Source organism: Natronorubrum daqingense (assembly GCF_001971705.1).
GTDB classification, from domain to species: domain Archaea; phylum Halobacteriota; class Halobacteria; order Halobacteriales; family Natrialbaceae; genus Natronorubrum; species Natronorubrum daqingense.
On sequence record NZ_CP019327.1, the window covers coordinates 456,011 to 481,757 of the forward strand.

Genomic DNA, 25,747 nt, shown 5'->3' on the forward strand with positions numbered 1-25,747 from the left:
GATACGTCGACGGTGAACGCCACGCCGGGTCCGATAGTCTCCGCTTACTCGAGGGAGACGGTGGGTTACAACGGGAATCGTTCGATTTGGCGTGAGTGTACCGTTTCGGGATCGATCGACTCGCCGTTGACGGTGACCGATTCGCCGTCTGCCAGCGCGCCAAACTTCGGCCCCTCGGGAATCCCGAGTGTGTGGGCTAATTCGGGATCGAACGTCGTTCGCTCGGCCACGACCCCCTCGTCCTCGAGCGTGACGCTGTCGTACTTCTCCTCGAGAACGGCTGCGAGTTCCTCGACGAGCGAGACGTGAGGCGGGCCACTCGACTCCTCGTCGTGGCTGTCCGAGTCGACAGGGAGGGCTATCCGCGAGCCGATTCGGCTGCCGCCGTTATCGGTTTCGAACGCGACGGTTCGCGATTCGACGACCGTCCGGACGCGCTCGGCGTCGATCCCTTCGGCGGTGTCGACGAGGTCCGCTGGCAGGTCGGCGATAGTGAACGACGGCGTTCGATGGTCGCCAAAGCGAACGCCCTCGTCGATGGCACCGAGTTCGGATTCGACGGCGTCGACGACCTCGAGCGAGCGATCTCTGACAGACCGGATCCACGTCTCGCTGACGATTCGGTAGCCGAGGTCCTCGAGCGTCGACTCGAGGACGGGCCACTCGCCGTCGAGGACGGCGATATCCGCGCGGCTGGTCTCGAACGCCGCTTCGAGGACGTCCTCGTGGGCGCTCGGATGGTCCATTGCCTCGAGCGCCCAGTCGGCGGCGATGTGCCCGACGGCCCAGGGCGTCTCGCGGACGATGCGGCCGAACCGCGGCGCGTAGTGGTTGCCGCCGAAGCCGACGAACTGGCGTTTCGCGGGGTGAGTGTGGCTCGCGTTCGGGTCCTCCTCGCCGTGTCCGTGATCGTCCGTCGCTTTCTCGTCGTCACCCAGCCGGGGCGGGTTGTGGGGCTGAATGTCTCGAAGGTCGGCGATCGCGCGAGCGACCGCCGCTGCTGCGTCGGGGTCGTCCCACTGCTCGTCGCCGCTGCCCAGTTCCGCGAACAGCGAGGGACAGCCGACGTCGGTCGGTCCGTGGTGGGTACACTCCATGCCGACGTCGTAGCCCTCAGGGGCGTACGCCTCGAGCGCGTCCAAAAAGTGTTCGAGGGCGTGCGGACAGGCTGCGGCGAGGGTGTCTGGCTCGCCACCGAACTCCGCCGGCCCGAAGTTTCCGGTAAAGTGTCCGGTCAAAAGCGCTCCCGTCTCGCCGGAGTGACGGGAGGCGAAGACGAGGAGGTCGGGATCGCTCTCGAACGCGTCGGCGGGACGCTCGAGGTCGAGGTGTAACTCCTCGAACGAACGGAGTTCGACACCGTCGAGTCGGTAGTAGGTGCCCCCGCCGGCTTCGGGTGGTCGCGTGTCGTCTTCGTGGACGTCCCACTCGAGGTGGTCGCGTAGGTGCTCGCAGATGTGGACCGAGGCGCGATCGGCCCGGCTCTCGACGATAGCGAGGTCGGTCATACTCGAGTGGCTGGCCTGAGTCCCGGTAACGTCGTCGGTTTCGAGTGGCTGGCCTGAGTCCCGGTAACGTCGTCGGTTTCGAGTGGCTGGCCGACCGTCGGATGCGTAGCTGAGTGTTGACGCCACGTGGTGTGTGAGGGGGTCGACGACGCGGCTCTCCCCAGACACCGCAATAAACCCTTGGCAACAGCTACCACAGCCTTTTCTGTTGTCCCAGTCGTCACAACTAGCCGTAAGTATAATTGGTAGACGCAATGCCGATTGACGATACGCACTGTCGATCACTCGATCTCCGCTGACTCCCTATGACAGACTCACCGTCTAACCAAAACAGCAATTCGGCCGAATCAGCGCCCGCAGCGAGCGATCAGTTCCCTGCCGAGTTCACTCTCGACGGGCGGCAACTGACCAGTCTCATCAGCGACCACGCCGTCTGGCTACTCGATACGGAGCGCCGCGTCGTCAGCTGGAACGACGCCGCAGCGAGACTCATGGAGTACGACGAGGAAACTGCACTCGGCACGGCGTATCAGTCGTTCTTCCCGGCTGACGCTCGAAAGCGCGGCAAGCCAGAACAGCTTCTCGAGCGAGCCAGAACGGACGGAAAAGCCGTCGATGACGGCTGGCGACTCACTGGAGAAGGAAATCGACGCTGGGTACACGAAGTACTCGCGACCGTTCGAGACGGGGACGTGGGCGTGGCCGAGCAGCCGGATTCGACGGGAACGGCGGGCGACAAGCAATCGACACTCTCGGGGTACGTCGTGTTCGTTAACGAGCGGACCCAACTCCACGAACGCGAGCGAGAGCGAAGCGAAGAGCGCGCGTTCATGAAGAGCGTCTTCGAGGCGCAACCGGACATCATCTACGCGTTCGACGCCCGCCGGAACTTGGTGGACTGGAACGACCGCGTTCCCGAGGTCACGGGATACTCGACCGAGGAACTCGATCAGATGGGCCCACTCGAGTTCATCGCACCGGAGCACCAGGAGCGAATCGCAGACGCGATCTCCCGTATTCTCGAGGAGACTGAAGCGGTCACGATCGAAGCGGATCTTCGAACGAAAGACGGAGCGCGCATTCCCTACGAGTTCAACAACGCACAGATCAGCGACGCCGACGGTAACATTCTCGGATTTACCGGTGTCGGCCGAGATGTTAGCGATCGAAAGGCTCGAGAGCGAGAGCTCAGACAGGAGAAAGCGTTGACCGAGAGCATCTTCGAAGCGCAACCGGACCTGTTGTACGCCTACGACGTCGCCGGGAATCTCATTCAGTGGAACGAGCGCTTCGAGGAGCTCACCGGATACGAGGGCGAGGAACTCGAGGGCATGCACCCGCTCCAGTTCATCGCACCGCCCGACCGAGATCACATCGGCAACGCCATCGACCGGATCATGGAAGCCGGTGAGCGGGTGAGCGCCGAGGGGCGGGTGGCGACGAAACAGGGCGAGTACATCCCCTACGAGTTCAACAGTGCTCGGATCACCGACGATAGGGGAACAGTTCTCGGATTTACGGGCATCGGTCGGAACATCAGCGACCGAAAGGCCAGAGAACGAGAACTCGAGCGACTCGAGCGACTCAACGCGACGATCCGTGCGGTCGACGAGACGATGGTCTCCGCGGAGACGCGCGACGAGATCGAGACGGCGATTGTCGAGGCGTTCGAAGCGACCGACGCCTATCGGTTCGCGGTCATCTGCCGGGTCGATACGACCGGGCCCGTAGACCATCACTCCTGGTCGCCACAGGCGTGGGCGGGGCTCACCGAAGACTCGATCGATGACGTCCTCTCGCCGTTCGTCGACCCACTCGTCGAGGACGGTGACGACACACCGTTCGAAACGGGAACGGTCTCGTGTTACCAACACCTTCGCGAGGATGACGACGGGGAGTGGCGAGAACCAGCCCGAACGCACGATTACGGCTCGCTCGCGGCCGTCCCGATCATCGCGAGCGGACGGTCGTACGGCTTACTCGTCGTCAGCGCAACCGAGTCCGAGGCGTTTGCCGAGCGTGAACGAGAGGTCTTACAGGAGTTTGGCGGGACGATCGGTCACGCGATCAACGCGATGACGATCCGTCGACTGCTCTACTTAGATACCGTCGTCGAACTCGAGTTCGAATCCACCGACAGACAGGACATCTGTATCGACCTCTCTGCGCGGGCGAACTGCCACCTCTCCTTAGAGCACGTGCTGCCGTTGACCGATCGCATGTTCGTCTATTACGTCACGATCAGCGACGTCGAACCCGACGAGATGAAATCGATCGCCGATGAACACGCCTCGATTTCCGAGTTCCGACTCGTCGACACCGCCGACGGTAACAGCCACTGGGAACTCGTCGTTAGCGGGCCGACGATCACCGGCTTGCTCGCCGACTACGGCGCACGAATGCGCTCGAAGGTCGTCGACGAAGGCGACTCGAGTTCGGTCGTCCAGGTCAGCCGAGACGTGAACATTCGCGAACTCGTCGACACGATTACGACAACGTATCCCGACACCCAACTGGTCTCGAAGCGCACCGCGGAACGTCCCGTCGAGACTCACGGTGACTTCCGAAACCACGTCGAGCGCGAACTGACGACGAAACAGCAAGCGGCGCTCGAGGCGGCGTACTACGGCGGCTACTTCGAGTGGCCGACGCGCCACAGCGACGCGAGTGAAATCGCGGAAAAGCTCGGTATCGCCCGCCAAACGTTCCATCAACACCTACGCGTGGCACAGGAGAAATTGCTCAGCGCGTATTTCGACCCGAACACCGCCGCCGAAGACGAGCAATTCGCATGACGGCGCGTAATTCCACCGTCATATATCCAGGTCATACCAGAGCACGCTGGTACAGTTCTTTCCCCCGCTCATCGTTTGTATCCGGTAATGAGCTCCTGTCAATCGACACCGTGGACGACCACCGCGTTCGACATTCTCGCGGACGCGAATCGTCGATATTTGCTTTCGACGTTGTACAAGCGAACAGAGTCACTCCCACTAGAGGCGGCCGCAACCGAAGTCGCCGTCCAAAAACACGACTCGCCAGTCGTAACCGACGAGCAGGCTCGGACGGCCCACATCGAACTCGTTCACTGTCACGTGCCACGACTCGTGGAAGCAGGGCTCGTTCGCGAGCTGACTGAGGGGGGGACAGAACAGCTAGCACTCGCCGACCACCCGATTCTCGATATCGAGTGGGTGACTCGGCTGCTCGAGAAACCCACTGGCGGGTCGACCGCGGACGAAGAACTGGTCGATCGGACCCTCGACGTGGTCCAATCCGAACAGCGTCGCCGCGTCTGTCAGTTCCTCGCAAAACAGGACCAGCGAGTGCCTGTGGCCGATCTGGCCGTGACGCTCGTCGCGCGCACACAGGAGACCAGACTCGTCGACGTCGAGCGAGACGACTGGCAGCCGATGGAAACCGCGCTCGTCCACAACCACTTGCCCGCGCTCGCAGACGTCGGCCTCGTGAATTTCGATCGCTCGAGTGAGACCGTCGCGCTCGCGACCGATGCCCCCCAGTGGCGTTCGGAGTGGCTCGCAACGAGTCCACTCGGTACGGTCACCGAGACACTCGAGCCGACTCGGAAACCGTTTGCCGACGACGCAGACGAGGCGACCCAGCCGGGCGCGAGTGCCTCCGCGACCGCGAAATGCTGGACGATCGACGGGCGCGAACCGGTCCTCGAGCGAAGCGACGAACTCGCCGACAGTGCAGACGACGAACTGTTCGTCTCGATTCCGGACCCCTCGATGCTTCAACAGGAGTGTCTCGACCACTGGCAGGACGCTGCCGAGCGCGGCGTAGATATTTACGTTGGCTCGCGCTCACGGGACGTTCGCGACATCGTTCGCTCTGTCATCCCCCAAGCGACGGTCTGTGAGCCACAGTTCGACTGGCTCAACTTCCCCGTCGACGGTATTCACCACGGCTGTGTCGTGCTCGCCGACAGAGAACAGGTGATGCTCGTCACGGTCGACGACGAAGCCGACCGAACCGCGACTATGAGCGCAGTCACCGGGGAGGGACCGGACAACGCGCTCGGACGACTCGTCCGTAACCACGTCGGTCCTCGTCTCGATAGACTCGAGTCACGCAGCGTCGAGGACTGGGAGGGACAGACGACGCCGTTCCCGATGTAACCGTTCGCGTCGCAAGGATCAGGCCAGGAGCTCGACACTGTTTTTCTCGGCCAACCGTTTCCGTCCGGCGAACACGCCCCCTCAGAGCGCGAGCAGCGTGAGAAAGATGCCGTACCCAACCACGAGGACGGCCCCATCGACTCTCGTCAGTTCGCGGCCGTTGCCCATCATCGCGACGATGCCGAGGGTAAAGCCCACCAAAACGGGAAGTTCGAATCTGAGCGTGCTCGCGGCGATCTCGATCGGCGTGATGAGCGCGACGATGCCGAGAACGGCGAGAATGTTGTAGATGTTCGAGCCGACGATGTTACCGATGACGAAGCCGGTTTCGTTGCGGACGGCCCCCACGACGGAGGCGGCCAGTTCGGGTAACGAGGTCCCGAAGGCCAAAACCGTGAGCCCGATGACGAACTCGGAGACGCCAAACGCCGAGAGTAAGCCGATTCCACCCGAGATGAGCCACCGCGAGCCGATGACGAGCGCGAGCAAGCCGCCGACGACGAGCGCCACGTCCCGCGCCGAGGCACCCGAACCGGCCGCAGGATCGTCCGTGATGGGCGGGGTGTCGGACCCGGTATTCGAGAGAAGATAGCCAGTGAAGCAGGCGAGCGCGAGAAGTAAAATCACCCCGTCGAGGCGACTGAGGGTCCCGTCGACGCCGAGAACGACGACCAACACGGCTGCAAATACCATACACGGAACGTGGCGGCGCATGACGACCGAACCGATCTGCAACGGCGTAATGAGGGCGGCGACGCCGAGAACTAACCCGATGTTCGCGATGTTCGAGCCGATGATCGCGCCGAGACCGATATCGCTCGAGACATCGAGTGCACCGATGGTCGCGACGAACAGTTCCGGTGCGGTCGTCGCGAACGCGATGACGGTCACGCCGACGGTCGCCGCGCGAAGACCGATCCCCATCGCGAGTCGGCCCGCACCGGCGACGAGTAATTCGGCACCGACGTACAACGCGACGACGCCGGCGAGGAGGAGGGCGATATCCAGCGGGGTGCCGGTGAGCATCGTCCCTACGTAGACGCAAGTAGCCTAAAAACAGCCCGAAAACGTGCTGTCGGAACCGTACTCGACTCCTCGAGATCGTCACGTCGTCTGTCCCCCTAGTCCCCGACGCTGCGTGATATGAGCGATCGTTCGGCGTCTATCGAACGATCGTGACTGGAACTGGCGCCCGACGAACGACGCGTTCGGCGACGCTTCCGAGTAACACGCGTCTCGCACCGTCGCGGCCACGGCTGCCGATCACGATGTGGTCGATGTCGTGTTCGTCCGCGTAGGCGACGATCTCTCGAGACGGGTTGCCGACGACCGTCTTAGTCGAAATCGACACGTCGTGTGCCGCGGCCGCTTCTCGTGCCTTGTCGAACTGGCTCTGGATGGCTTCTCGGCGGGATTTGATCACCGAATCGTACGCGTAAACGCCACCCTCGCCGTACATGGACACGTTCGGATTGACCACGTGCAACACCGTAATCTCCGCATCCGAATACTCGCGAACGGCGTGCTCGAGTGCCTCCTGTGCCGGGTCGGAATTGTCGAGTGGAACGAGGACGTGCATACGCTCTCTACGAGGCGTCGTTGCATAAGCGTGCGGGCTATTCCCATGCTAACGGAGGTGTCCTCCGGGACGACACGCTCGAGAGATCACCACAGCGACCCCAATATGAGAGATCACCACAGCCGACCCGGAGAGAAGTCACATCGATTATGAGCCCTCACACCCGAGCATCTCCATGGCTATGGACGTGTTCGGATTACTCGGGAACCCGGTCGGCCACTCGCTGTCGCCACCGCTTCACGAGGCTGCTTACGACGAACTCGGGCTCGAGGCGCGCTACGTGACGTTCGAACCCGAACCGGAAGCGATCGATGCGGCGGTCGAGGGCGCGGACGCCCTCGGAATTACGGGCCTGAACGTCACGATTCCGTTCAAACGGGACGTCCTCGAGTGCGTCGAGGCGGACGAGTTGGCCACCCGAATCGGTGCGGTCAACACGATCGATTTCACCGGCTCCGGGCCGCCGACGGGACACAACACCGATGCGGCGGGCGCTCTGCGCGCGCTTCGAGATCACGACGTGACGCTCGCGGACGCTCGAGCCGTCGTCGTCGGCGCAGGCGGTGCCGGTCGAGCGATCGCGTTCGGACTCGCAGACGCAGGCGCGACGGTCGACGTCGCAAACCGAACCGAATCGACGGCACACGACCTCGCGGACGAGGTCCCGAACGCGACTGGATACGGCCTCGACTCCCTCGAGCGCATCGTCGCAGACGCCGACGTGCTGGTCAACGCGACCAGCGTCGGCATGAAAGAAGACGCGACGCCGGTTCCGCCAGCCCACCTCCACGGTGATCTAGCCGTCCTCGACGCGGTCTACCAGCCACTCGAAACGCGACTGCTTCAGGACGCTCGCGAGGCGGGGGCGACGACGGTCGACGGTGCGTGGATGTTACTCTACCAGGGCGTCGAAGCCCTCGAGTTGTGGACGGGGCGAGATGCGCCGGTCGACGCGATGAACGAGGCGCTTCGCTCACAATTGTAAGGGAGCGACCGTTCTTGTAAGTCAGCTATCGTTCCGCCCGATTTCGATAAGACGGTCCCGTTTAGGCACCGAGAACCGCCACTAGACGTGCGACACGACGATCGTATCAGACGAATTTAAGTGATGGACCCACTATATCGGGATAATGGCAATCCTGCAGAAGCTCAAATCGCTGCTGGGATTCGGTGACTCGGACCCCGAGCGAGGGCATTCTCGAGAGGTAGGCGTCACGGTCGAACGGGAACGGTCGGACGAACACACCACGGATAGCGTCGACGAATCGGCCGCAGCGGAGTCGACCGCAGCGGCATCGACCGATTCGATGACGGACCCCACGGGCGAAACAGACGGTGCAGCCGAGCCGGCTGAGGCCGCTGGCCCCGTCTCGGAAGACGCGGTTCCCGAAGCCGAGAAGACGCCGGACGGTTCTACCGCAGACGAGACGCCGGACGAGGGAATCGAAGAATCGACCGACGAAGACGTCCTCGAGTCAGTCGAAAGCGAAACGGAGGTCGAAGACGGCGACGAGGCCGACGGTGCTGACGAGGCCGACGATGATGGTCTCCACGGCGTTGACGACCAAACCGACGGTGACGTCGAAGCCGACACAGATCCTGAGACGGACGACGCGGACGAAACTGACCGCACGGAACTCGTCGAGGATGCGGAACCGAACGCTGCCGAGGTCGACGAGTCGACCGATACCGAATCAACGGCTAGCGAGGACGAGTCGGCCGAGTCTGACGGCGATTCGGGCACTCAGGAGCCGGTCGATACGATCAAGGGAATCGGCCCCGCCTACGCCGACAGGCTCACCGCTGCCGGCGTCGAAACCGTCGGCGAACTCGCCGATGCTGACCCAGCCGCCCTCTCGGAAGACACCGACATCTCCGAAACCCGAATTCAGGGCTGGATCGACCGCGCAGAAGTCAGATAGCACCGTCGACGGCTGTTGACCCACCTCTCTCCGAATCGGTACCGCGATTCGGATTTTCTCGCGATTCGAGTGTCTCTGTCGAACAGTTACTTCGGCGACGAGTGTCGCTCACTCGAACCGCAAAACGATTAGGCGTACACTCCCTCTCGAGTGACATGCGCGAGCCGCGCGTCGAAACGTCCATCGAGTCGGTGCGAGCGACCCTCAGCGAGTGGCTCGAGCGAGACGCGCCGACCGCGGCGACGAGCGTCCCGACGCACATTCGAGTCCCGATCGAGGTTAGCCTGACCGTCGACGATCCGTTTCTCGCGTACCGTCGAGCACGCGACGGGACTCGCGACGGGGTGTTTCTCGAGACGACCGGCGGACAACCCGGCTGGGGATACTTCGGCGTCGATCCGGTCGATCGACTCACGGTCCATCCCGACGCACAGACGATGACGCAGCCGACTGACGACGACTCGAGCGAGCCACACGAGGACGAGTCGGCCACGCTCGCCGCGCTCGAGGGACTCCTCGAGCCCGAAACGCTCCTCCGGGGCGAGTGTAACGTGCCCTACCCCTGCGGAGCGATCGGGTGGCTCTCCTACGATATCGTTCGAGAACTCGAGTCGCTTCCCGAATCCGCGATCGACGATCGAGGATTGCCCAGACTCGAGGTCGGCGTCTACGACTGCCTCGCATCGTGGGAGGCCACACCGGATCGAGACGGCGACGGGTCGGAGACGACGCTCCGTATTACGGCCTGTCCCCGACTCGAAATTGCGGAGTTGGCCGTCCACGGAGAATCCAGCGAACCGGTCCCGGCGGCGACACTCGAGGAACTCTACGATCGAGGGCGAACGCGGGCACTCGCGTTCGCGAAACGAATACTCGAGGGCGAAGCCTCGGTCGGCGACCCCCCCGCGAGCACGGCGACGGCGACCTTCGAGAGCGAGTGCGGTCGCGAGGCGTTCGCCGAGCGCGTCGGTCAGGTCAAAGCCTACGTTCGCGACGGCGACACGTTTCAGGCGAACATCTCTCAGCGACTGGTCGCACCCGCGGCCGTCCACCCCGTCGCCGCCTACGACGCCCTCAGAGCGGTGAACCCGGCACCGTACTCCGGGCTCCTCGAACTTCGCTCGACCGACCTGGTGAGTGCCAGTCCGGAGTTGCTCCTCGAGCGAGAGGGCTCGTTCGTCCGAACGGAACCGATCGCGGGCACGCGAGCACGCGGGGAGACGCCCAAGGAAGACGCCGAACTCGAGGCCGAACTCCGCAGCGACGAGAAAGAACGCGCCGAGCACGCGATGTTGGTCGACCTCGAGCGAAACGACCTCGGGAAGGTGTGTGCGTACGGTACCGTCGACGTCGAGGAGTACCGGCGGATCGATCGCTACTCGGCGGTCATGCACCTCGTCTCGGACGTGACCGGCGAGTTGCGCGACGGCGAAACGCTGGCCGACGCCGTGGCCGCGGTGTTCCCCGGCGGAACCATCACCGGCGCGCCGAAGCCGCGGACGATGGAGATTATCGACGAACTGGAGTCGACCCAACGGGGTCCCTACACCGGGAGCATCGGCATCTTCGGCTTCGACGGCCGCGCGACGCTCAATATCGTCATCCGGACGCTGGTTCGTCACGCCGAGGAGTACCACCTGCGCGTTGGAGCCGGCATCGTCCACGACTCGGATCCGTCCCTCGAGTACGACGAGACGCTCGCCAAGGCTCGCGCGCTGCTCTCGGCCGTCGACGACGCACTCGGCGACCGGGCCGCGATGGCCCTCGAGTCGGACGGTGGTGAGTCGCGTGAGTGACCACACTACTCGCCTGCTCGTGATCGACAACTACGATTCGTTCGTCTACAACCTCGTCCAGTACGTCGGTGCCGTCGCCGAGGAAATCGTGGTCCGTCGGAACGACGAACTCACGCTCGCCGACGTGGAGTCGATCGATCCGACCGGCATCGTCGTCTCGCCGGGTCCCGGAACGCCACAGGACGCGGGGATCTCGATTCCCTTGTTCGGCGAGACGGAGTACCCCATCCTCGGCGTCTGTCTGGGCCATCAAGCGCTGTGTGCGGCCGCCGGGTCAACCGTCGGCCACGCCGACCGGGTCGTCCACGGCAAGCCATCCACGATCGAGCACGACGGCGAAGGAATTTTCGAGGGACTGCCCGCCGATGTCCAGGTCGGTCGCTACCACTCGCTGGCGGTCGAACGCGACGAGCTTCCGGACGAACTCGTCGAAACGGCGCGAACGGCGGACGAACGGGGCGTCGTGATGGCTGTTCGTCACCGCGAGAAACCACACGTCGGCGTCCAGTTCCACCCCGAGAGCATCCTCACGCGCCGTCGAGACGAGGGTGACGACGACGATATCTCACTCGAGGTCGGCACACGGATGATCGAGAACTTCTGCCGATTCGCCACGGAGGAACGACATGGCTGATCGAGACGGCGAGGCGACCGGTGAGGGAGAGCGCGAGCACGAACACGAGCAAGAGCGAGAACGAGAGCGCGTCTACCACGTCGACGGCGACCTCGTCCCGGCCGACGAGGCCACGGTCAGCGTCGACGACCGCGGCTTTCGCTACGGCGACGGCGCGTTCGAGACGATGCGAGCCTACGGCGGGACGATTTTCGAGTGGGACGCACACCTCGCGCGCCTCGAGCGGACCTGCGACGCGCTGGCGCTCGAGCACGGCCTCGCGGCGGACGACCTCCGAGGCCGAATCGACGAGACGCTCGAGGCGAACGGACTCGCGGACGCCTCCGTTCGACTGTCGATCACCCGCGGCGTCCAACCGGGCAAACTCACTCCCCGTCCCGAGGTCGACCCGACGGTCGTCGTCTACGCCAGTCCGCAGCCGCGGGGCGGACTCGAGAGCGAGTCGGTCTGGGACGAACCGGCGACGGTACGGACTGTCGAAACTCGCGTGATACCCGACGCGTCGATTCCGGCCGCGGCGAAGACGCACAACTACCTCAACGGCATCCTCGCTCGCGCGGAACTCCGGTCCGAACGCGACGGCGACGCCGGCGTCGCCGACGAAGCGCTCGTCCGCGACCTCGAGGGGTACGTCGCGGAGGGGACGACGAGCACCCTCTTTTTCGTTTGTGACGGCGTGCTTCACACCCCGAGTACGGAGCGAGACGTCCTGCCCGGCATCACTCGACGTATCGTCCTCGAGCGAGCGGCCGAGGAGGGACTCGCGGTTCGAGAAGGAGCCTACGAAGTCGACACCGTCCGCGACGCCGACGAAGCGTTTTTGACGAACCGGACGTGGGAACTCAGACCGATCGCGACGCTCGACGGGCGCGATATCGGCGGTGGCCCGATTACCGACCTGCTCTCGAGGCGATACGACGAGCGCGTCGAGCGGGCGTGTTACGGCGATTCGTCCGAAAACTGACCGCGGACTGGCGAACTGCTTCTGTCGGAAACTCGATCCTCGCTCAGTCGTCGGACTCGAGTGCAGTCGCCTCCGGTTCGTTCGACGTATTCGGGGCGGTGAGGAGTTCGCGCTCGGTGCCCGGGAGCGCGAGAAGGAATTCGGAGCCGAGCGCCGACGCCGGCGTCTGAAAGCCCCTCGGAACGCGGTCTCGAGTCTCACCACTCTCGCCGAGCAAGCGCGTGGCAGCGCTGACGGCCGCCGTCGTCGTGAGCGCGTAGGGATTCGGCGTCCGAACTCGTGCACTCGCTCGCTCGCCCGTGGCCTCGTCGATCACCTGGCCCCAGACGGTCGCCGTGTCGGTCGCAAGCTCCCGTTCGCTCGGGCCGTCGACAGTTGCGTCGACGACTCGCTCGAGCGCGTCCTTGACCGGTCGTCGCTCGAGGAGCCATCCCAGCGAGTCGACGGCCGCCATTCCGTGGGGGGCAACGCTGGGTACGGCCGCGTACACTTCGATCGAGGGAATTCCCGTGCTGTGTGCCGCGGTGACGACGTCTGGCCAGGGAACCGTTACAGTGTGTTCCGGTCCGTCACCGAAATCGACCTCGCGCGTGTCGAACGCGAGTGGCACCTCGAGCAGGCGGTCGTTTCGGCGGACGACGCCGCTCGTGCCGAGTTGGTCGACGAACGTCCGGGCCGTCCCGCGAGAGAGCGGCCCGTTCCCCTTCACGCCGAGTGTGAGCGTGCTCGCCGAGGGCACCCGTTCGTGGAGAAACGCCGCCAGACAGTCCGAGGGAACGACCTCGAAGCCGACGCCGGGCAGCAGCGTGACGCCCGCATTTTTCGCCGCCTCGTCCCGATGGCGCAGTCGTTCGAAGACCTGAAACTCGCCCGTGATGTCGAGGTAGTCCGTTCCCGTCTCGAGACAGGCGTCGACGAGCGGTTCGGCCGTTTTCACGAACGGACCCGCACAGTTCAACACGGCGTCGAACGCCTCGATGTTGGCAGCGACATCGCCCTCGAGGTCGAAAACGCGTTTCTCGACGCCGAGGTCGGTCGCCTGTCGAGTCAGCGCTCGTTCGTCGCGCCCGGCGAGAACCGGCGTCCCTCCTCGAGAGACGGCTTCACGCGCGATCAGTCGGCCGGTATAGCCGTACGAGCCGTAGACGAGGAGGGAGTCCATAGACGATGATTGGTGACTCGAGGTGTTAAAATTGCGTCAGACACTCGACGGGTGATCGATAGCCGACCGTCCACGCGCCGACGCGCCACGCGACGGCGGACATCGCAACGTTCAGGGGCGGTGACCCAAAACGACGCGCCAATGGACGGCGCAATCGTCGCACTCGAGGATATTCCGACGGATTCGACGGTTCTCTTTCGCGTGACGGACGGCGAGGACGAACGAGAAGCGATCCTCGTGACGAACGGTGATGCGGGCGACGGAGACGGCGAAATCGACGGACACAGCGAGGACGGCAGAGACGGCGAGAACGACGGGAACAGCGCGGACGATAGTCGAGCAGAACCACACGTCACCTGCTGGTTAAACTACTGTCAACACCTGACCCACATCAAAATCGACAAAGGATCGGGTGCACCGATGCGAGACGGGGAATTGGTCTGTGCGAACCACGGCGCGTACTTCGATACGACCTCTGGCGAGTGTACGTACGGCCCCTGCGAGGGGGCGTACCTCACCGAACTCGAGGTGAGCGTTTCCGACGGAACGGTCTATCTGACCGACGACGAGTACGCGTTCGTCGGCGACGGGCCGATCGACGACGATGACGACCTCACGTCGACGTCGAACGTCAAAATGTGAGATCCCGGAGCGCGGCGGGAAAGACCATGTCCCGTTCCTGATCGTACTCGAGCAAGCCGGAATCGACGAGTCTCGGGAGGTGATCGTGATACAGCGAGATGTAGACCTCGTGGACGCGTTCGGCCGAAATGCTCGAGACGGGTTTGCCCGTTTCACGAACGGCGACCTCCTCGGCGGCGTCCGGTAGCGTAATCGGTTCACCGAACGTGCGCATGACGTCGACGAGAAGCCGTCGGCGTTGCTCGGCAAGGAGGCGAAACACCTCGTCGACAGTCGTCGCCGTCGTCTCGCATGTATCGAGGGTGTCGAGAATCGTCAGCGCAAACTCGACACAGTCACTCTCGGAATGGGACGTAGCAGTCATGCATGTTCTCCGTTGGACCGCTCGAGGCAGACGGATACCCAGTGAAGGGCCGATAGTGGGGGTTAGCGGGACGGTTAGGGAAATCCGCACCCGTCTTGCGGTCGAGGGTTCGTACCGATTTCTCGGCGTCGCACTAAATATTAGTACCGAATCCGTTTCAGGTTGTCACCGGCCGTTGATCTATCCACAGTCGTGACGTGTTACTCGATCGTGAACGCCGGCTCGGAAACGGATTCGCTCTTGCAACTGGGGCAACGCGATGGAACGTTCAACAGGTCGTCGAACGAGTCGAATCCACAGTCACGACACGTCGGCGGGGCGACGAGGAACCGTTCGTCGGTTTCGTCGCCGTCGATCGAACGGGAAACGTGCTCGACGTGACGGAGGACCGACTCGGGTGTCAAGTCTAGCTCCACGGCCAGTTCACTCGGCGTCGCGGGTTCCGCTCTGAGCGCACCGGCCAGTCGCTGTCGCGTCGTTTCGTCGGCCTCGCGCATACCTCGAGCAAACGGCCGGCGGGCACTTACGTCTCCTGCTTTGGTTGGTTCGCGGGCGTGCTCACCGTTGAAAGGACAAACCACTTACCGTACCCAGCGGAATACTCGTGCTATGAAAGCCGTCGTCCTCGCCGGCGGGTACGCGACGCGGATGTGGCCGATTACGAAACACCGGCCGAAGATGTTCCTCCCCATCGGCGAATCGACCGTCATCGACCGTATCTTCGCCGAACTCGAGGCGGACGAGCGAATCGACGAAGTGTACGTCAGCACCAACGAGCGTTTCGCCGCCGACTTCGAGGCGCACCTAGCCTCGAGCGAGTTCGAAAAACCGACGCTCTCGATCGAACAGACGGACGAAGAAGACGACAAGTTCGGCGTCGTCGGCGCACTCGCCCAGCTTATCGAGCGAGAGGAGGTCGACGACGACCTGCTCGTCATCGCCGGGGACAACCTGATCAGTTTCGACGTCTCCGACTTTCTGGATTACTTCGAGGGCGTCGACTCGCCGACGCTGGCCGCCTACGACGTCGGATCGCGCGAAAAAGCGAAATCCTACGGCCTCGTCGAACTCGAGGACGACCGCGTCGTCGACTTTCAGGAGAAACCCGAGACGCCAAAGAGCACGCTGGTCTCGATCGCCTGCTACGCGTTTCCCCGCGACTCGCTCTCGTTGCTATCGACGTACCTCGAAGAAGGGAACAATCCGGACGAACCCGGCTGGTTCGTCCAGTGGCTCCAAAATCGCGAACCGACGTACGCCTACACGTTCGAAGGCGCGTGGTTCGACATCGGTACCCCCGAAAGCTATCTCGACGCCGTCGCCTGGCACTTAGACGGTGACTCGTTGATCGCCGATTCGGCGGCCCTCGAGAACGTCTCGATCGGCGATAACGTCCACGTGATGGGCGACGTCTCACTCGAGAACACGACGCTCGAGCACGCCGTGATTTTCCCGTCGGCGACGGTCCACAACGGCAACATCCGACGGTCGATCATCGACGAGGGAACCCACCTCGAGGACTTAGACCTCGCGGGCGCGCTCATCGGTGCCCACACGACCATCACGAACGGCTCGCCGTAGTAGTCGGAACGCAGACACCTCGATGGCCTCTCGTCCTACGCATTTGCTGGAGAACCGGGAGTCCCACTCGAGAGAAGCGACGAGACTCGATGTGGCGATACAGCTATACGTCTCCCGTGTGACGTGTTCGGACGAGAGACATGAACGAGGCGGTTCAGAACGTCCTCGATCAGTACGCAACTGCCAGTTCAGGCGAGCAACTCGCGAGGGCGTTTCGCGAGTACCAGCGGTGGACGGGCGACGAACCGCGACTCCTCGTAGCCGAGGTCGCCGCCTCGACGACCGGCCAGCGGTTTCTCAGCGGGGTCAAGCCGGCTGTCGACTCGTTTCGAGAAGCGTTCGTGGAAACGGATCGCGTCGATTCGTTTGCCACACTCGCTGCACTCGAGGTCGACGACGAGGACCTCCTCGAGGCGTTCAGCGTCCGTCGGAATCGAACCGTGTTACTCAAGACCGCACGCGTACTCGCCGAGCGACCCGAGAACGACGACCTCGAGTCGCTGGTCGGCTGGGCCAGGTCCGCGGACCACTACCGCTACGATTCGGACCCGATCGGCTCGATTTCCGGCGTCGGCCCCTCGAGCTTTCAGTACCTCCGCCAACTCGCCGGCGTCGAGACGATCAGGCCAACCTCGACGGTCGCCACGTTGATCGAATCGGTAGCCGCGGAACTCGAGGCTGCGCCGCTCGATACGTCGACGAACATTCGAACGATCGCTTCGGGCGAGTGGCTGTCGTTCGTCTCGTCGTATTCGCCCCTCGAGATCGATCGACTGGCGTGGTGTGCCTTTGCGGACGAGGAGACTCAACGAGCCATCGCAGCCGTCCACGAGGGCACAGACGAATCGACGTGAGTCGCGCCGCGGTGGCGTCGTCCGCTCGTGTCGAGACAGAGCGGTTGATCAGAGGTAGTCCTCGGCCGCCATCGCATACTCGAGCCTAACGAGTCGGCCATCCACGTCACTGTCTTCGACTTCGAACTCGTCTCCGCTCTGTTCTGCGTGGATTTCGGATTCGAGTCGCTCGTTGTCGGCGTACTCCTCGTCTGCGTACAAAACGGCGAGATCGACGTGCGCCTCCTCGCCGTCAACCGATGCGACCGAGGCGTCCGCGACTGGGGAACTGTCGGGTTCGTCCTCGAGGGACGACTCGGCGTATCCGGTGATCGTCGTGTGCGTCCCCGCCTCAATTTCGTCGGTTATCCGCGCGAAATCGTCGCTCGTGTCGACGAAGCGCGCTTCGTCGCCGTTGTACGTATCGATCGCGAGTTCGAGTAACTCGCGACTCGCGTCGTCTGGCGCAGCGATTCCGGGCATGGCAACGAGGAACGTTCCGTCGGACGCGAACATCGTCTCGCCGTCTTCGTCGAACGCGATATCGAACTCCTCGTGGCCGTCTTCCGACGATGCGTCAAGCGCCTCGAAGACGTCATCGGCGTCGAACGATCCAGCCAAGATTTCGATCGGGGCGATGGAAACGAACGATTCGACGTCGTCGGCCTCCAGTTCGTCGTGAAACGTCCCCTCGAGTAGCTCCCGAAATACATCCTCGTCGTGCGGGTCGTCCCCGGCCAGGAGTGTCTCGATGTCGATTGCTAGTACCGTAATGTTCGGTTCGTCGAGTGTTTCCGGATCGAACGTCCACTCCCTGTAATCGAGCGATTCGTCGGTGTGAGTGTCGACGACGGGGAGCTCGCTACAGCCCGCGAGTGCCGCCATCGTTGCACTCCCAAGTACTCCCGTTCCCATCCCCAACACGTCGCGTCTCGAGTTCATTCACTCGGAAATAGTTACTATTCGTATATATTCATTTTGATTGAATGTATTGAACGTATCGTTAAAGTGCGAAAGGTCTCCCAGCCGACTTGGCACACTGGCGCCCGTCTTCGATTACATCGGCATTCCCTGTAGCTGCTCGAGGCCCTGTTCCGCGTCTCGTTTCGTCTGTTCCAGCGGATCGACGATCTCACCGGGCAGATCCATTCGATCCGCGAGCGTCAACAGCGTCTCGAGTTTCGTGATCTCGAGGCGTTCGATCGCCCGTCCGAGTTCCGCATCTGCGAGATCGCCCAGAATGGGGTCCATCAGGTCGTCGACGATCGCCTCGCGTTCGCTTCGCAAGCCGTCGAGCGACGAACTCTCGATCGGTCCGGGCTCTACCTGTAGCCCCTCGAAAATCGGCTCGAGTCTGGCGATCTGATCGCTCGTCGTCTCGCTGTGAGCCACGTAGTACTCCTCGAGATCCTCGTCGGTGGCTGACTCGGCGAGTTGTGCCTGTAGCTCCTCGAGTTCGCGTTCGATGTGGTAGAGTTCGCGCAACTCTCGAACGAAGAGGTCTCGTTCTGATTCAATCATGCAGGCGGTGTCTCATCGTCACACGGCATAGCAATTCGGCCGTCGCACGAAACGTCTCCCCGGTCGACGCGTTCGTCCCACCGTGTCCCGTTCGGGTGGTTCACGGCGTTCACCACCGCTCACGCAAAAATCTGTCTGGCGAGAGCATCGCTCTCGCTGACCTTCGCTCACTCCGTTTGCGAAGAGACCAAAAAGCCGCTCGTTCGCTTCGCTCACTCGCGGGTCGATACCGCTTAGTCGGATGTTACTCGAGCACTGTCGCCCTCACTCGAGTCGCGCGTCGGTAATCTGTAACCGTCCGCGCGTTCCATCCCACTCGGTCTCGTACTCGAGGTCGATTCGGCGCTCCATGTGTGGCCCATCCAAAACCAGTGTCTCTGAACCACCTTTTTCCGTTCGGGTGGTTCACGCCGTTCACCACCGCTCACGCAAAAATCTGGACCAAAAAAGCCGCTCGTTCGCGTTGCTCACTCGCGGGACAACAACGTTCAGTGTGGATGTCACTCGAGTCGCGCGTCAGTAATCTCCAACCGTCCGCGTGTTCCGTCCCACTCAGTTTCGTACTCGAGGTCGATTCGGCGCTCCATATGCGGGCCATCCAAAACCAGTGTCTCGAATTCGCCACCCTCCCCCAGGATGTGAACGCCGTACTCCTCGTTCAGGGCCTCGAGTTCCCTGATCGCGTCGTGATCGAGCGTTCTGCCGAGCCACGACTCGTCGAGTCCGTGGGCTGCGACCTGGATGATCGCGATTTCGAACCCGGCCTCGAGCATCGCGTCGACGAGGTCGCGCGGATCTTCCTGCCAGAGCGGAGCGAACAACTCGCAGCCGAGCCGGTCGCACATCGCTTCGATACGACTCGTCTGGTACTCGCTCTCGACGGCACCGGCCGTGACTCCGGCGATTCCTTCCTCGAGTTCTCGATCGAGGTCGACGAGTGCGGCCTCGAGTGGCTCGAGTTCCGCATCACCCTGCGCGCCCGAATCGACCGTCTCCTCGGCCTCGAAATCGGCGGGCTCGACGTCGATCAGGGGAATTCCAGTACTGTCGGCCGCCAACGCGGCGAGGTCCGTCGCCGGTACGTGATACATGTAGGAGTCGCCCGTCGGATGAACGGTGACCAGGTGTGAGACGTCGAGTCCCTCCTCGAGTGCCCGATAGAGCGCCCACGAGGAGTCCTTTCCGCCGGAAAAGAGGCTAATCCACGTCCCGTCTGCGTCGCTCATATACACTCGCTGGGTACACACGAGTAAAGGGATAACGAGTCGGCCTGCTTCTCACTCCGAGGCGTCGGTGTCGTCGTCCGTCTCGGAAGGCTGGCCCGGTCCAGATCCGTAGCGGTGGGAGACATCGGCGTCGTCCGAATCCTCTGTCCGGGAAGAATCAGGATCGCTCGAGGGGCCGCCGTCGGTGAGTCCGGAGGGAGCGTCGGCGTCCCCAGCCACCTCGGTGTTGGGTGGTGTCGATCTTGTGCTCGCTGACCGTTCGGATTCGCTCTCGTCTCGGGTCGTACTGATGGACGAAGCCGCTTTCGCCCCGAGGAGACTGACTGCGACCGCGAGGACGACGAACACCACCAACCGTTCGCTGGCCGTCACGACGAAACTCTCGCTCGAGACCGCGCCGAGTTCGTACGCTGGCACCTCGAGTGGACCGATGACGCCCTGTTGCTCGAGAAAGTACGCTGAAAACCCGCGGACGACGAGTCCGACGGAGACGACGATAAACGGCAAGTTGAGAAACGACGTGCGAATCGGTTCGTCGCTGATGGCCTCGTCGAGCAATCGACCGACGCTCGCCGTCAGCGCGGCCATCGCGAGCCACAGCACGCTGTCGAACGCGAACTGGGCGGTCGGCGTCAAGATACCTCCCGGATCGTCGAGGCTCGAGACACCCAGCATCCCCGCGAAGACCCCCACGAGCGTCAATCCGGCGGCGACGACGTAGGTGACGACCGAGACCTGTCCCGAGTACAGCGCCTCTCGAGCCTGATGGGTTCCACGCGTGATCAGATCGTCGACGTTGAATCCCTTGTACAGGAGAAAGACGCCGATAACGGTCGTGATCGCCGCTGCTCCCTCCGCCGGACCGAACACGGTCGCGAGTATCGGAAACACCAACAACGTGAGTCCGATCGGGACGAGCACGGTCTGTCGGAGCTCTTCGTCGGCGAGGAACTGCTTGAGCAGGTAGTACGTCGATTCGATGTCGCGGGCCTGTCGAACGACGACGCGGTCGACCGAGTCGACCTGTACGCGACTCTCGACGATCGGAACCAATCGCTCGTCCTCCGCACTGTCGATGATGACAACGGCGGAGTCGGGGTCGTGCGTGGCAACCAGTTCGTCGATCTGGGAGGCGACGGAGCGGTCTGCAGAGACCATCGACTCCCGGTCTCCCGAAACGACGGCGGCGACGACCGATTCGTTCTCGTCGCGCAAGTCCTGGGCGACGCGCAACGTCTCGAGCAAGGAGTTGACCCCGGAGTCCTCCGGGTCCGCGAGCCCGACGTCGGTTACGAGCGCGCGGATCGCTTCCCAACCGACGATCGGCGACCGCAGCCCGGTCCTGCGGCCAACGTCGTCGGTTCGATCGAGACAGACGACCAGCGTAGTCACGGTAGTCGATGCATTCTGTGCGACGATAAAACCACTTACTCGTTCGGTTGCTTGAGGAGTAAACGGCGACTAGAGCCGAAGTCGAAACGTCTGATCGTCGGTGAGGCCAGCGATACCGGCACCGAAGGCGTAGGCTACCTGCTGTGCACCGGTGCCAAGACGGGTCATCAAAGGCCGATCGGGCTCGAACTCCTCGATCGAAACTTCGGGTCTGTCGAGTCGCTCCGCCAGTTCGTCCTCGAGGTCACGACGCGTGCCGATCGTGTCGACGAGCCCCATCTCGTGGGCCTCCTCGCCGAGGTAGATGCGAGCCTCCGTGTCGCGGACGAACTCCTCGTCTAAGTCGCGGCCGTCGCTCACTCGATCGACGAACGTCTCGTAGTAGTCGTCGATCAGCGTCTGCAGGTACTCGCGTTCGTCTTCCTCGAGTTCTTTGAGCGGCGTGCCGGCGTCTTTGTACTCACCGGCTGCGAATCGCTCGTAGGAGAGGCCCACCTTTTCGGCGAGGTCGCTCGCGTTGACTCGAGAGCCGATGACGCCGATCGAGCCGACGATAGAGCCGTCGCGCGCCCAAAGTTCGTCGCAACCGCTCGCGATCCAGTAGCCGCCACTGGCACAGACGTCGGTCGTGTAGGCGACCGTCGGCCCGTCGAATCGCTCGGCCGCGAGGCGAATATCGTCGCTCGGAACGACTTCGCCGCCGGGCGTGTTCAACTTCACGAGCAACGCGTCTACGTTCTCGTCCTCGTCGGCCCGGTCGATCTGCTCGACGATATCGTCCGCCGGCGTCGACTGTGGACCCGTCGGCATGCGTCCACCCCCGCCGTCTCGAGTGATCGGACCGTCGACGGCGACTTCGGCGACATCGTATCCCGGAAACAGCGTTCGGGCGATGTTGCTCGCAATTCGCAGCCCGAAGACGAGGGTTACGAGCACGAGGAGCACGCCGAGGAGTTCCGAGAGCGTCGCCGGATAGACGACGAAGAGCGCGATTCCAACCGCAGCGAACACTGCTGTGCCAATACCGACGATTGCCAGTCGACCGAGCCCTTCAGTACTAACCATTGCTCACACCTCGAGTCATACACTATCGTCCGTCTGGCACCCGTTAAGCACTGGTGGTTCCGGAATCCTCTCTTTTCCGTCGTCGACTCGAAACCGTCTCCCAGCGCTCGAGGCCGACGGCCCTCGAGTCTCCTGTCGCAGTGTCTCTGCGTTGGTTGGTCGTACGGTCCGCTGGACGTCGTTGCCGGGACAACCGCGACCCGTCTGCAGTCACACCGGTACACAGTTCCAGCAGTCCGTATCAGTCGTCGAGTTGGGGAGATGTCTGTGTAATTCCCTGCGATGTCGGGGACGGCGGTTCCGCCTCGTCTTCGTCTCGAGCGAGCGGTTCCAGTTGGGGAAGTTCGTTCGACCGCGAGCGTTCGTGGTCGGTCTCACCCTCGACGCCCGGTTCTGGGTCGGATCGACTGTCTCGGAACGCGCGGAGCAAGTTCAGTCCATCCTGGAAGAACGGAGCTGGGTCGTCGGCGACGGCGTAATCGAACCTCGGCTCGCGGACGAGCGAGGTGGCGACGTTGGCGAGCGTCGACGTGAGCGACGGCCGTTCGACCATCGGATACTCCTCCGTCAACACGCTGTGGACGTGGCTGAGTTCGCCGCGGAGTAGGTGTCCACCAATCCCGACCTCGTAGCTCGCGTCGTCCTCGACCGGTTCGCCGAGTGCTTGCTGCCAGTAGTAGTACGGAAAGTCAGCACCTGCGCGGACTGAAAACGGTAACGACGACCAGAAGCGCGGATTGATCTCCATCAGTTTGTACTTCTCGTCGGCCTCGTCGCGGAGGAACTCGACCATCGCGAGACCGTGCCACTCGAGTTCGTCGAGGATGGCCCGACCCGCGTCCTCTAAGTCCTGATCGTAGACGGTTTCGCGGTAGGCACTCGGCCCGCCACAGTACTTCCACCCGCGGCGTTGACAGTGCTGGAACGTCGCGACCGGCTCACCCTCGTCGTAGAGTGCGAAGAAGGCAAACTCCCGCGAGTCGTCGATTCGCTCCTGCACGAGCGGCATGTGGCCGCGTTCCTCGACGAGCGCCTGCGGGTCCGGCGGCGCGCCCGGAATCTGGTACTCCGTGGAACCGATCGATTCCACGTCGGTGTTGGAACCGAGGTACGCCGGTGCGGCGACCGTGTATCGCGGCTTGACGATCGTTTCTCGCTCCCAGTCGTCCCACTGATCGAACACTGCGGTTTCGGGCACCGCGACGCCCGCCGCATCGGCTGCGGCGAACAGTTCGACGCGATCTTGGACTCGCCGGAGCGTCTCGAAATCGGGCCAGTTCGTCTCGACGACCTCGGCGAATGCGTCCTTGCGGTTGGCGAGGACGTACACGTCTTCCTCGCGAACCGGGATGATCGTTCGAACGTCCGGTCTGTTCGCGACCTCGAGCAGTGCGTCGCCGTACGCCTGCAAGTCCGCTCTCGGATCGGGCACGCGCACGACGTCGTCACAGTACGTTGAGGACGCTGCTGGCGTCTCCGCCGTCTCCGAGGCGACGACTGTCGGAATCCCTCGGGGGCGAAGCGATCGTAAACAGGCGACGGTACTCGGAGCGCCGATGCCGGGAACGAGGACACCCGCGTCAGTTTCGTGTCGGTGCATGTCTAGTGAGTTCGTGTCGACTGTCATGGGTATGCGGTGGATACTTTGATTCAGACGGTCAGTTCCGTGGCGGACGCTGGTCGACCGCGTCGGCGTGAACGAGTGTGGCCCCTTCGATCGGCGATTCAGCGTACGCTCGACAGTGGTGAATTAGTCCCTCCTCGAGTTCGAAGATATGCACGAACGGCGTGTCGAACGACGTTTCGTCGATAGTCCCGACGTACGCGCCCTCGACGACCACGGTCTCACCGGCGTCGATGACTCGTTCTGGGAGCGCCTGGAGGTGATCCGTCGTCTCGCGAACTGACGACACGATCTGTTCGATCACAGCGTCGATCCCGGTATAGGTTGCTTCGGTTCGGTCACCGGCCGTTACTGTCTCCCAACTGATATTTCTGTGGAACGTCTCAGCTAACTCGTCGTCGTCATCGAGACTCGTAACTGCAGTGTTAAATTCACCGTAGAACTCGATGAGTACTTCCTGATTTGTTGCCCCCACAGCCGATGCAGCTCTGTTCTCTCCCATCGTCGTAATATATCACACAGAATACGAGTACATACAAAATAGCTCACTTCGTTCACACGAAGTGAAAAGACAGTCGTAACTGACAGTAACACGGAGTAATTCTCGATATCGCTCGAGTTCACTGTGCGTGCTAACCGGTCCGTCGTTCAGGAGTCACAGGTCCGACTCAGCGGCGGAGGGTGGACGAAGTGAAACTGTGTCGCCTCGAGTAACAGTCGCAGATCAAAACTCGGCCGAAAACAGGCAATATCGCCAGCACTACCGGTAGACGAACCTGACTTAGAGTAGCCCCGTCTTCTGAAGTTTCATCAGGTCCTCGGTGTCGAGGGTTTCGCCTTCCTTGAACTTCTGGTAGATTTCCTCGGCTTCCTCCTTGGCCTCTTCTTTCTTCTTGTCCCGCTCGGACTTGCGCTCTTCTTCTTCCTGCTTGTCCAGTTCGCGCAGGCGCTTTTGGACGCGGACGAAGTCCTCGTGGTGCTGGTCGGCAGCCTCCTGGGCCTCGACGAAGGACTCGTGCATGTCGTCCGCTTCGTCGCGGATGTCGTCCGCTTCGCGGTAGGCTTCGATCATCTGGTTGTGATGTTCCTGGGCCTTGTCCGCGAGTTCCGTCACCTTCTGGTGGTGTTGGGACGCTTCCGAACGGACCTCTTCAGCCTCCTCGACGAGTTCTTCGAGATCCTCGTTCTGATCGAGTTTTCCCTTGCGCTCTTCGTACTCCTCGCGCTTGTCCTCGATCTTCTCGATGAGTTCTTTCTCCTCTTCGCTCGAGAGGACCTCGGTCTGTTGCTTGAACTCGAGTTGCTCGATCTCTTCTTTGAGCTCCTCTAAATCCTTGCCCTCGTCGAGTTCCATGTCCGATTTGAGGTCCTCGACCTTGTCGAAGAGTTCGTTGGCTTCGGCGTTGAGCTCGTTACGGCTGTCCTTGTGCTCTTGGACTTGCTCGTTGAGCTCGTCGCGTTTTTCGCGGTGTTCTTGGGCCTCGTCGACCTTTTCGCGCGTCTCGGCGTTCAGGTCGTCTCGGTTGGACGCTCGTTCGGAGGCCATCTGGTTGAGATCGTTTCGTCGATCTCGGAGCTGGCCGGCCATTTTGATGAGCTGTCCTTTCGATTTGTTTTCGAGGTCGTCTTCTGTCAGTTCGATGTTTTTCGATTCGTCTACCATGTGTTACTCAAACCTCTGTGCCATACCCGCACCGGAAAACGCGGTCGACTGTCTCGAGTGTGACCCGTACCCGTCGCTCGGAATAGCGTGTCGTCGGATAAGACGAGCGACCGTTTAGCGTTCGCTCAG

General features: G+C 62.6%; 24 protein-coding genes and 1 pseudogene. 10 read left to right on the forward strand and 15 right to left on the reverse strand.

Annotated features, from left to right (window positions below; all coding sequences use genetic code 11):
• Positions 1-65: 65 nt before the first annotated feature.
• Positions 66-1,508 (reverse strand): D-aminoacyl-tRNA deacylase, encoded by a 1,443-nt coding sequence (locus BB347_RS02235; RefSeq protein WP_076578820.1) that lies wholly within the window; start codon positions 1,506-1,508, stop codon positions 66-68.
• Positions 1,509-1,813: 305 nt separating this feature from the next.
• On the opposite strand from BB347_RS02235, the gene BB347_RS02240 reads away from it, so the two are divergent.
• Positions 1,814-4,303, forward strand: a complete 2,490-nt coding sequence (locus BB347_RS02240) for a PAS domain S-box protein (RefSeq protein ID WP_076578818.1) — start codon at positions 1,814-1,816, stop codon at positions 4,301-4,303.
• An 87-nt stretch (positions 4,304-4,390) separates the two neighbouring features.
• Positions 4,391-5,650, forward strand: a complete 1,260-nt coding sequence (locus BB347_RS02245) for a DUF7344 domain-containing protein (RefSeq protein ID WP_076578816.1) — start codon at positions 4,391-4,393, stop codon at positions 5,648-5,650.
• Between the two features lie 81 nt (positions 5,651-5,731).
• Here the strand turns inward: BB347_RS02245 and BB347_RS02250 are convergent, their stop codons facing one another.
• Together BB347_RS02250 and BB347_RS02255 are read right to left on the reverse strand one after the other, a co-directional pair.
• Positions 5,732-6,676, reverse strand: coding sequence for a calcium/sodium antiporter (locus BB347_RS02250; protein WP_076578814.1), 945 nt, complete (start codon positions 6,674-6,676; stop codon positions 5,732-5,734).
• A 136-nt stretch (positions 6,677-6,812) separates the two neighbouring features.
• Positions 6,813-7,229, reverse strand: a complete 417-nt coding sequence (locus BB347_RS02255) for a universal stress protein (RefSeq protein WP_076578812.1) — start codon at positions 7,227-7,229, stop codon at positions 6,813-6,815.
• 181 nt (positions 7,230-7,410) lie between these two features.
• Between BB347_RS02255 and BB347_RS02260 the strand changes: the two genes are divergently transcribed.
• The 5 genes from BB347_RS02260 to BB347_RS02280 all read left to right on the forward strand — a co-directional run bounded on the left by BB347_RS02260 (position 7,411) and on the right by BB347_RS02280 (position 12,545).
• Positions 7,411-8,214: a shikimate dehydrogenase gene (locus tag BB347_RS02260; protein ID WP_076578810.1), complete on the forward strand. Its 804-nt coding sequence runs from the start codon at positions 7,411-7,413 to the stop codon at positions 8,212-8,214.
• A gap of 145 nt (positions 8,215-8,359) precedes the next feature.
• Positions 8,360-9,151 (forward strand): helix-hairpin-helix domain-containing protein, encoded by a 792-nt coding sequence (locus tag BB347_RS02265; RefSeq protein ID WP_076578808.1) that lies wholly within the window; start codon positions 8,360-8,362, stop codon positions 9,149-9,151.
• Between the two features lie 155 nt (positions 9,152-9,306).
• Complete coding sequence (gene pabB, locus BB347_RS02270) at positions 9,307-10,947, forward strand: aminodeoxychorismate synthase, component I (RefSeq protein WP_076578806.1); 1,641 nt, start codon at positions 9,307-9,309, stop codon at positions 10,945-10,947.
• Complete coding sequence (locus BB347_RS02275; protein ID WP_394329255.1) at positions 10,931-11,581, forward strand: anthranilate synthase component II; 651 nt, start codon at positions 10,931-10,933, stop codon at positions 11,579-11,581. Before pabB ends, BB347_RS02275 begins: the two co-directional genes overlap by 17 nt.
• A complete protein-coding gene (locus BB347_RS02280; RefSeq protein ID WP_076578804.1) occupies positions 11,574-12,545 on the forward strand; it encodes an aminotransferase class IV in 972 nt (323 codons plus the stop codon). The genes BB347_RS02275 and BB347_RS02280 overlap by 8 nt, the downstream gene beginning before the upstream one ends.
• A 43-nt stretch (positions 12,546-12,588) precedes the next feature.
• Here BB347_RS02280 and BB347_RS02285 read toward each other — a convergent pair whose 3' ends face one another.
• Entirely contained in the window at positions 12,589-13,707 is a 1,119-nt protein-coding gene (locus BB347_RS02285) for a saccharopine dehydrogenase family protein (RefSeq protein WP_076578802.1), read from the reverse strand.
• Positions 13,708-13,848: 141 nt separating this feature from the next.
• Between BB347_RS02285 and BB347_RS02290 the strand changes: the two genes are divergently transcribed.
• Positions 13,849-14,349 carry a Rieske (2Fe-2S) protein gene (locus BB347_RS02290; RefSeq protein WP_076578800.1) on the forward strand — a complete coding sequence of 167 codons (501 nt, stop codon included), beginning with the start codon at positions 13,849-13,851 and terminating at the stop codon, positions 14,347-14,349.
• Here the strand turns inward: BB347_RS02290 and BB347_RS02295 are convergent.
• Both BB347_RS02295 and BB347_RS02300 read right to left on the reverse strand, forming a co-directional pair.
• Positions 14,339-14,713, reverse strand: coding sequence for a DUF7344 domain-containing protein (locus BB347_RS02295; RefSeq protein ID WP_076578798.1), 375 nt, complete (start codon positions 14,711-14,713; stop codon positions 14,339-14,341). The two genes, BB347_RS02290 and BB347_RS02295, sit on opposite strands and share 11 nt — an antisense overlap.
• Before the next feature lie 200 nt (positions 14,714-14,913).
• Positions 14,914-15,210, reverse strand: coding sequence for a transcriptional regulator (locus tag BB347_RS02300; RefSeq protein WP_076578796.1), 297 nt, complete (start codon positions 15,208-15,210; stop codon positions 14,914-14,916).
• A 112-nt stretch (positions 15,211-15,322) separates the two neighbouring features.
• Between BB347_RS02300 and BB347_RS02305 the strand changes: the two genes are divergently transcribed.
• Positions 15,323-16,294, forward strand: coding sequence for a sugar phosphate nucleotidyltransferase (locus BB347_RS02305; RefSeq protein WP_076578794.1), 972 nt, complete (start codon positions 15,323-15,325; stop codon positions 16,292-16,294).
• 140 nt (positions 16,295-16,434) lie between these two features.
• Positions 16,435-17,148 carry a hypothetical protein gene (locus tag BB347_RS02310; protein ID WP_076578792.1) on the forward strand — a complete coding sequence of 238 codons (714 nt, stop codon included), beginning with the start codon at positions 16,435-16,437 and terminating at the stop codon, positions 17,146-17,148.
• Between the two features lie 48 nt (positions 17,149-17,196).
• Here BB347_RS02310 and BB347_RS02315 read toward each other — a convergent pair whose 3' ends face one another.
• From BB347_RS02315 to BB347_RS02355, 9 genes and pseudogenes are all read right to left on the reverse strand, one after another.
• Complete coding sequence (locus tag BB347_RS02315; protein ID WP_139326956.1) at positions 17,197-18,069, reverse strand: hypothetical protein; 873 nt, start codon at positions 18,067-18,069, stop codon at positions 17,197-17,199.
• A 114-nt stretch (positions 18,070-18,183) separates the two neighbouring features.
• Positions 18,184-18,648, reverse strand: coding sequence for a DUF892 family protein (locus tag BB347_RS02320; RefSeq protein WP_076578788.1), 465 nt, complete (start codon positions 18,646-18,648; stop codon positions 18,184-18,186).
• 264 nt (positions 18,649-18,912) lie between these two features.
• Positions 18,913-19,032, reverse strand: a pseudogene (locus BB347_RS02325) (diphthine--ammonia ligase); the annotation flags it as partial.
• A 116-nt stretch (positions 19,033-19,148) separates the two neighbouring features.
• The gene (locus BB347_RS02330; RefSeq protein ID WP_076578786.1) at positions 19,149-19,874 is read right to left on the reverse strand and encodes a diphthine--ammonia ligase; all 726 of its coding nucleotides are present in this window, start codon (positions 19,872-19,874) and stop codon (positions 19,149-19,151) included.
• 51 nt (positions 19,875-19,925) lie between these two features.
• The gene (locus BB347_RS02335; RefSeq protein WP_083687686.1) at positions 19,926-21,266 is read right to left on the reverse strand and encodes a DUF373 family protein; all 1,341 of its coding nucleotides are present in this window, start codon (positions 21,264-21,266) and stop codon (positions 19,926-19,928) included.
• Between the two features lie 69 nt (positions 21,267-21,335).
• The gene (gene sppA, locus BB347_RS02340) at positions 21,336-22,331 is read right to left on the reverse strand and encodes a signal peptide peptidase SppA (protein ID WP_076578784.1); all 996 of its coding nucleotides are present in this window, start codon (positions 22,329-22,331) and stop codon (positions 21,336-21,338) included.
• 241 nt (positions 22,332-22,572) lie between these two features.
• Positions 22,573-23,931: a carboxylate--amine ligase gene (locus BB347_RS02345; protein ID WP_139326955.1), complete on the reverse strand. Its 1,359-nt coding sequence runs from the start codon at positions 23,929-23,931 to the stop codon at positions 22,573-22,575.
• A gap of 58 nt (positions 23,932-23,989) precedes the next feature.
• Positions 23,990-24,457: a nuclear transport factor 2 family protein gene (locus BB347_RS02350; RefSeq protein WP_076578780.1), complete on the reverse strand. Its 468-nt coding sequence runs from the start codon at positions 24,455-24,457 to the stop codon at positions 23,990-23,992.
• Positions 24,458-24,736: 279 nt separating this feature from the next.
• On the reverse strand, positions 24,737-25,618 hold the full coding sequence (locus BB347_RS02355; protein WP_076578778.1) for a coiled-coil protein: 882 nt from the start codon (positions 25,616-25,618) through the stop codon (positions 24,737-24,739).
• Between the last annotated feature and the right edge of the window lie 129 nt (positions 25,619-25,747).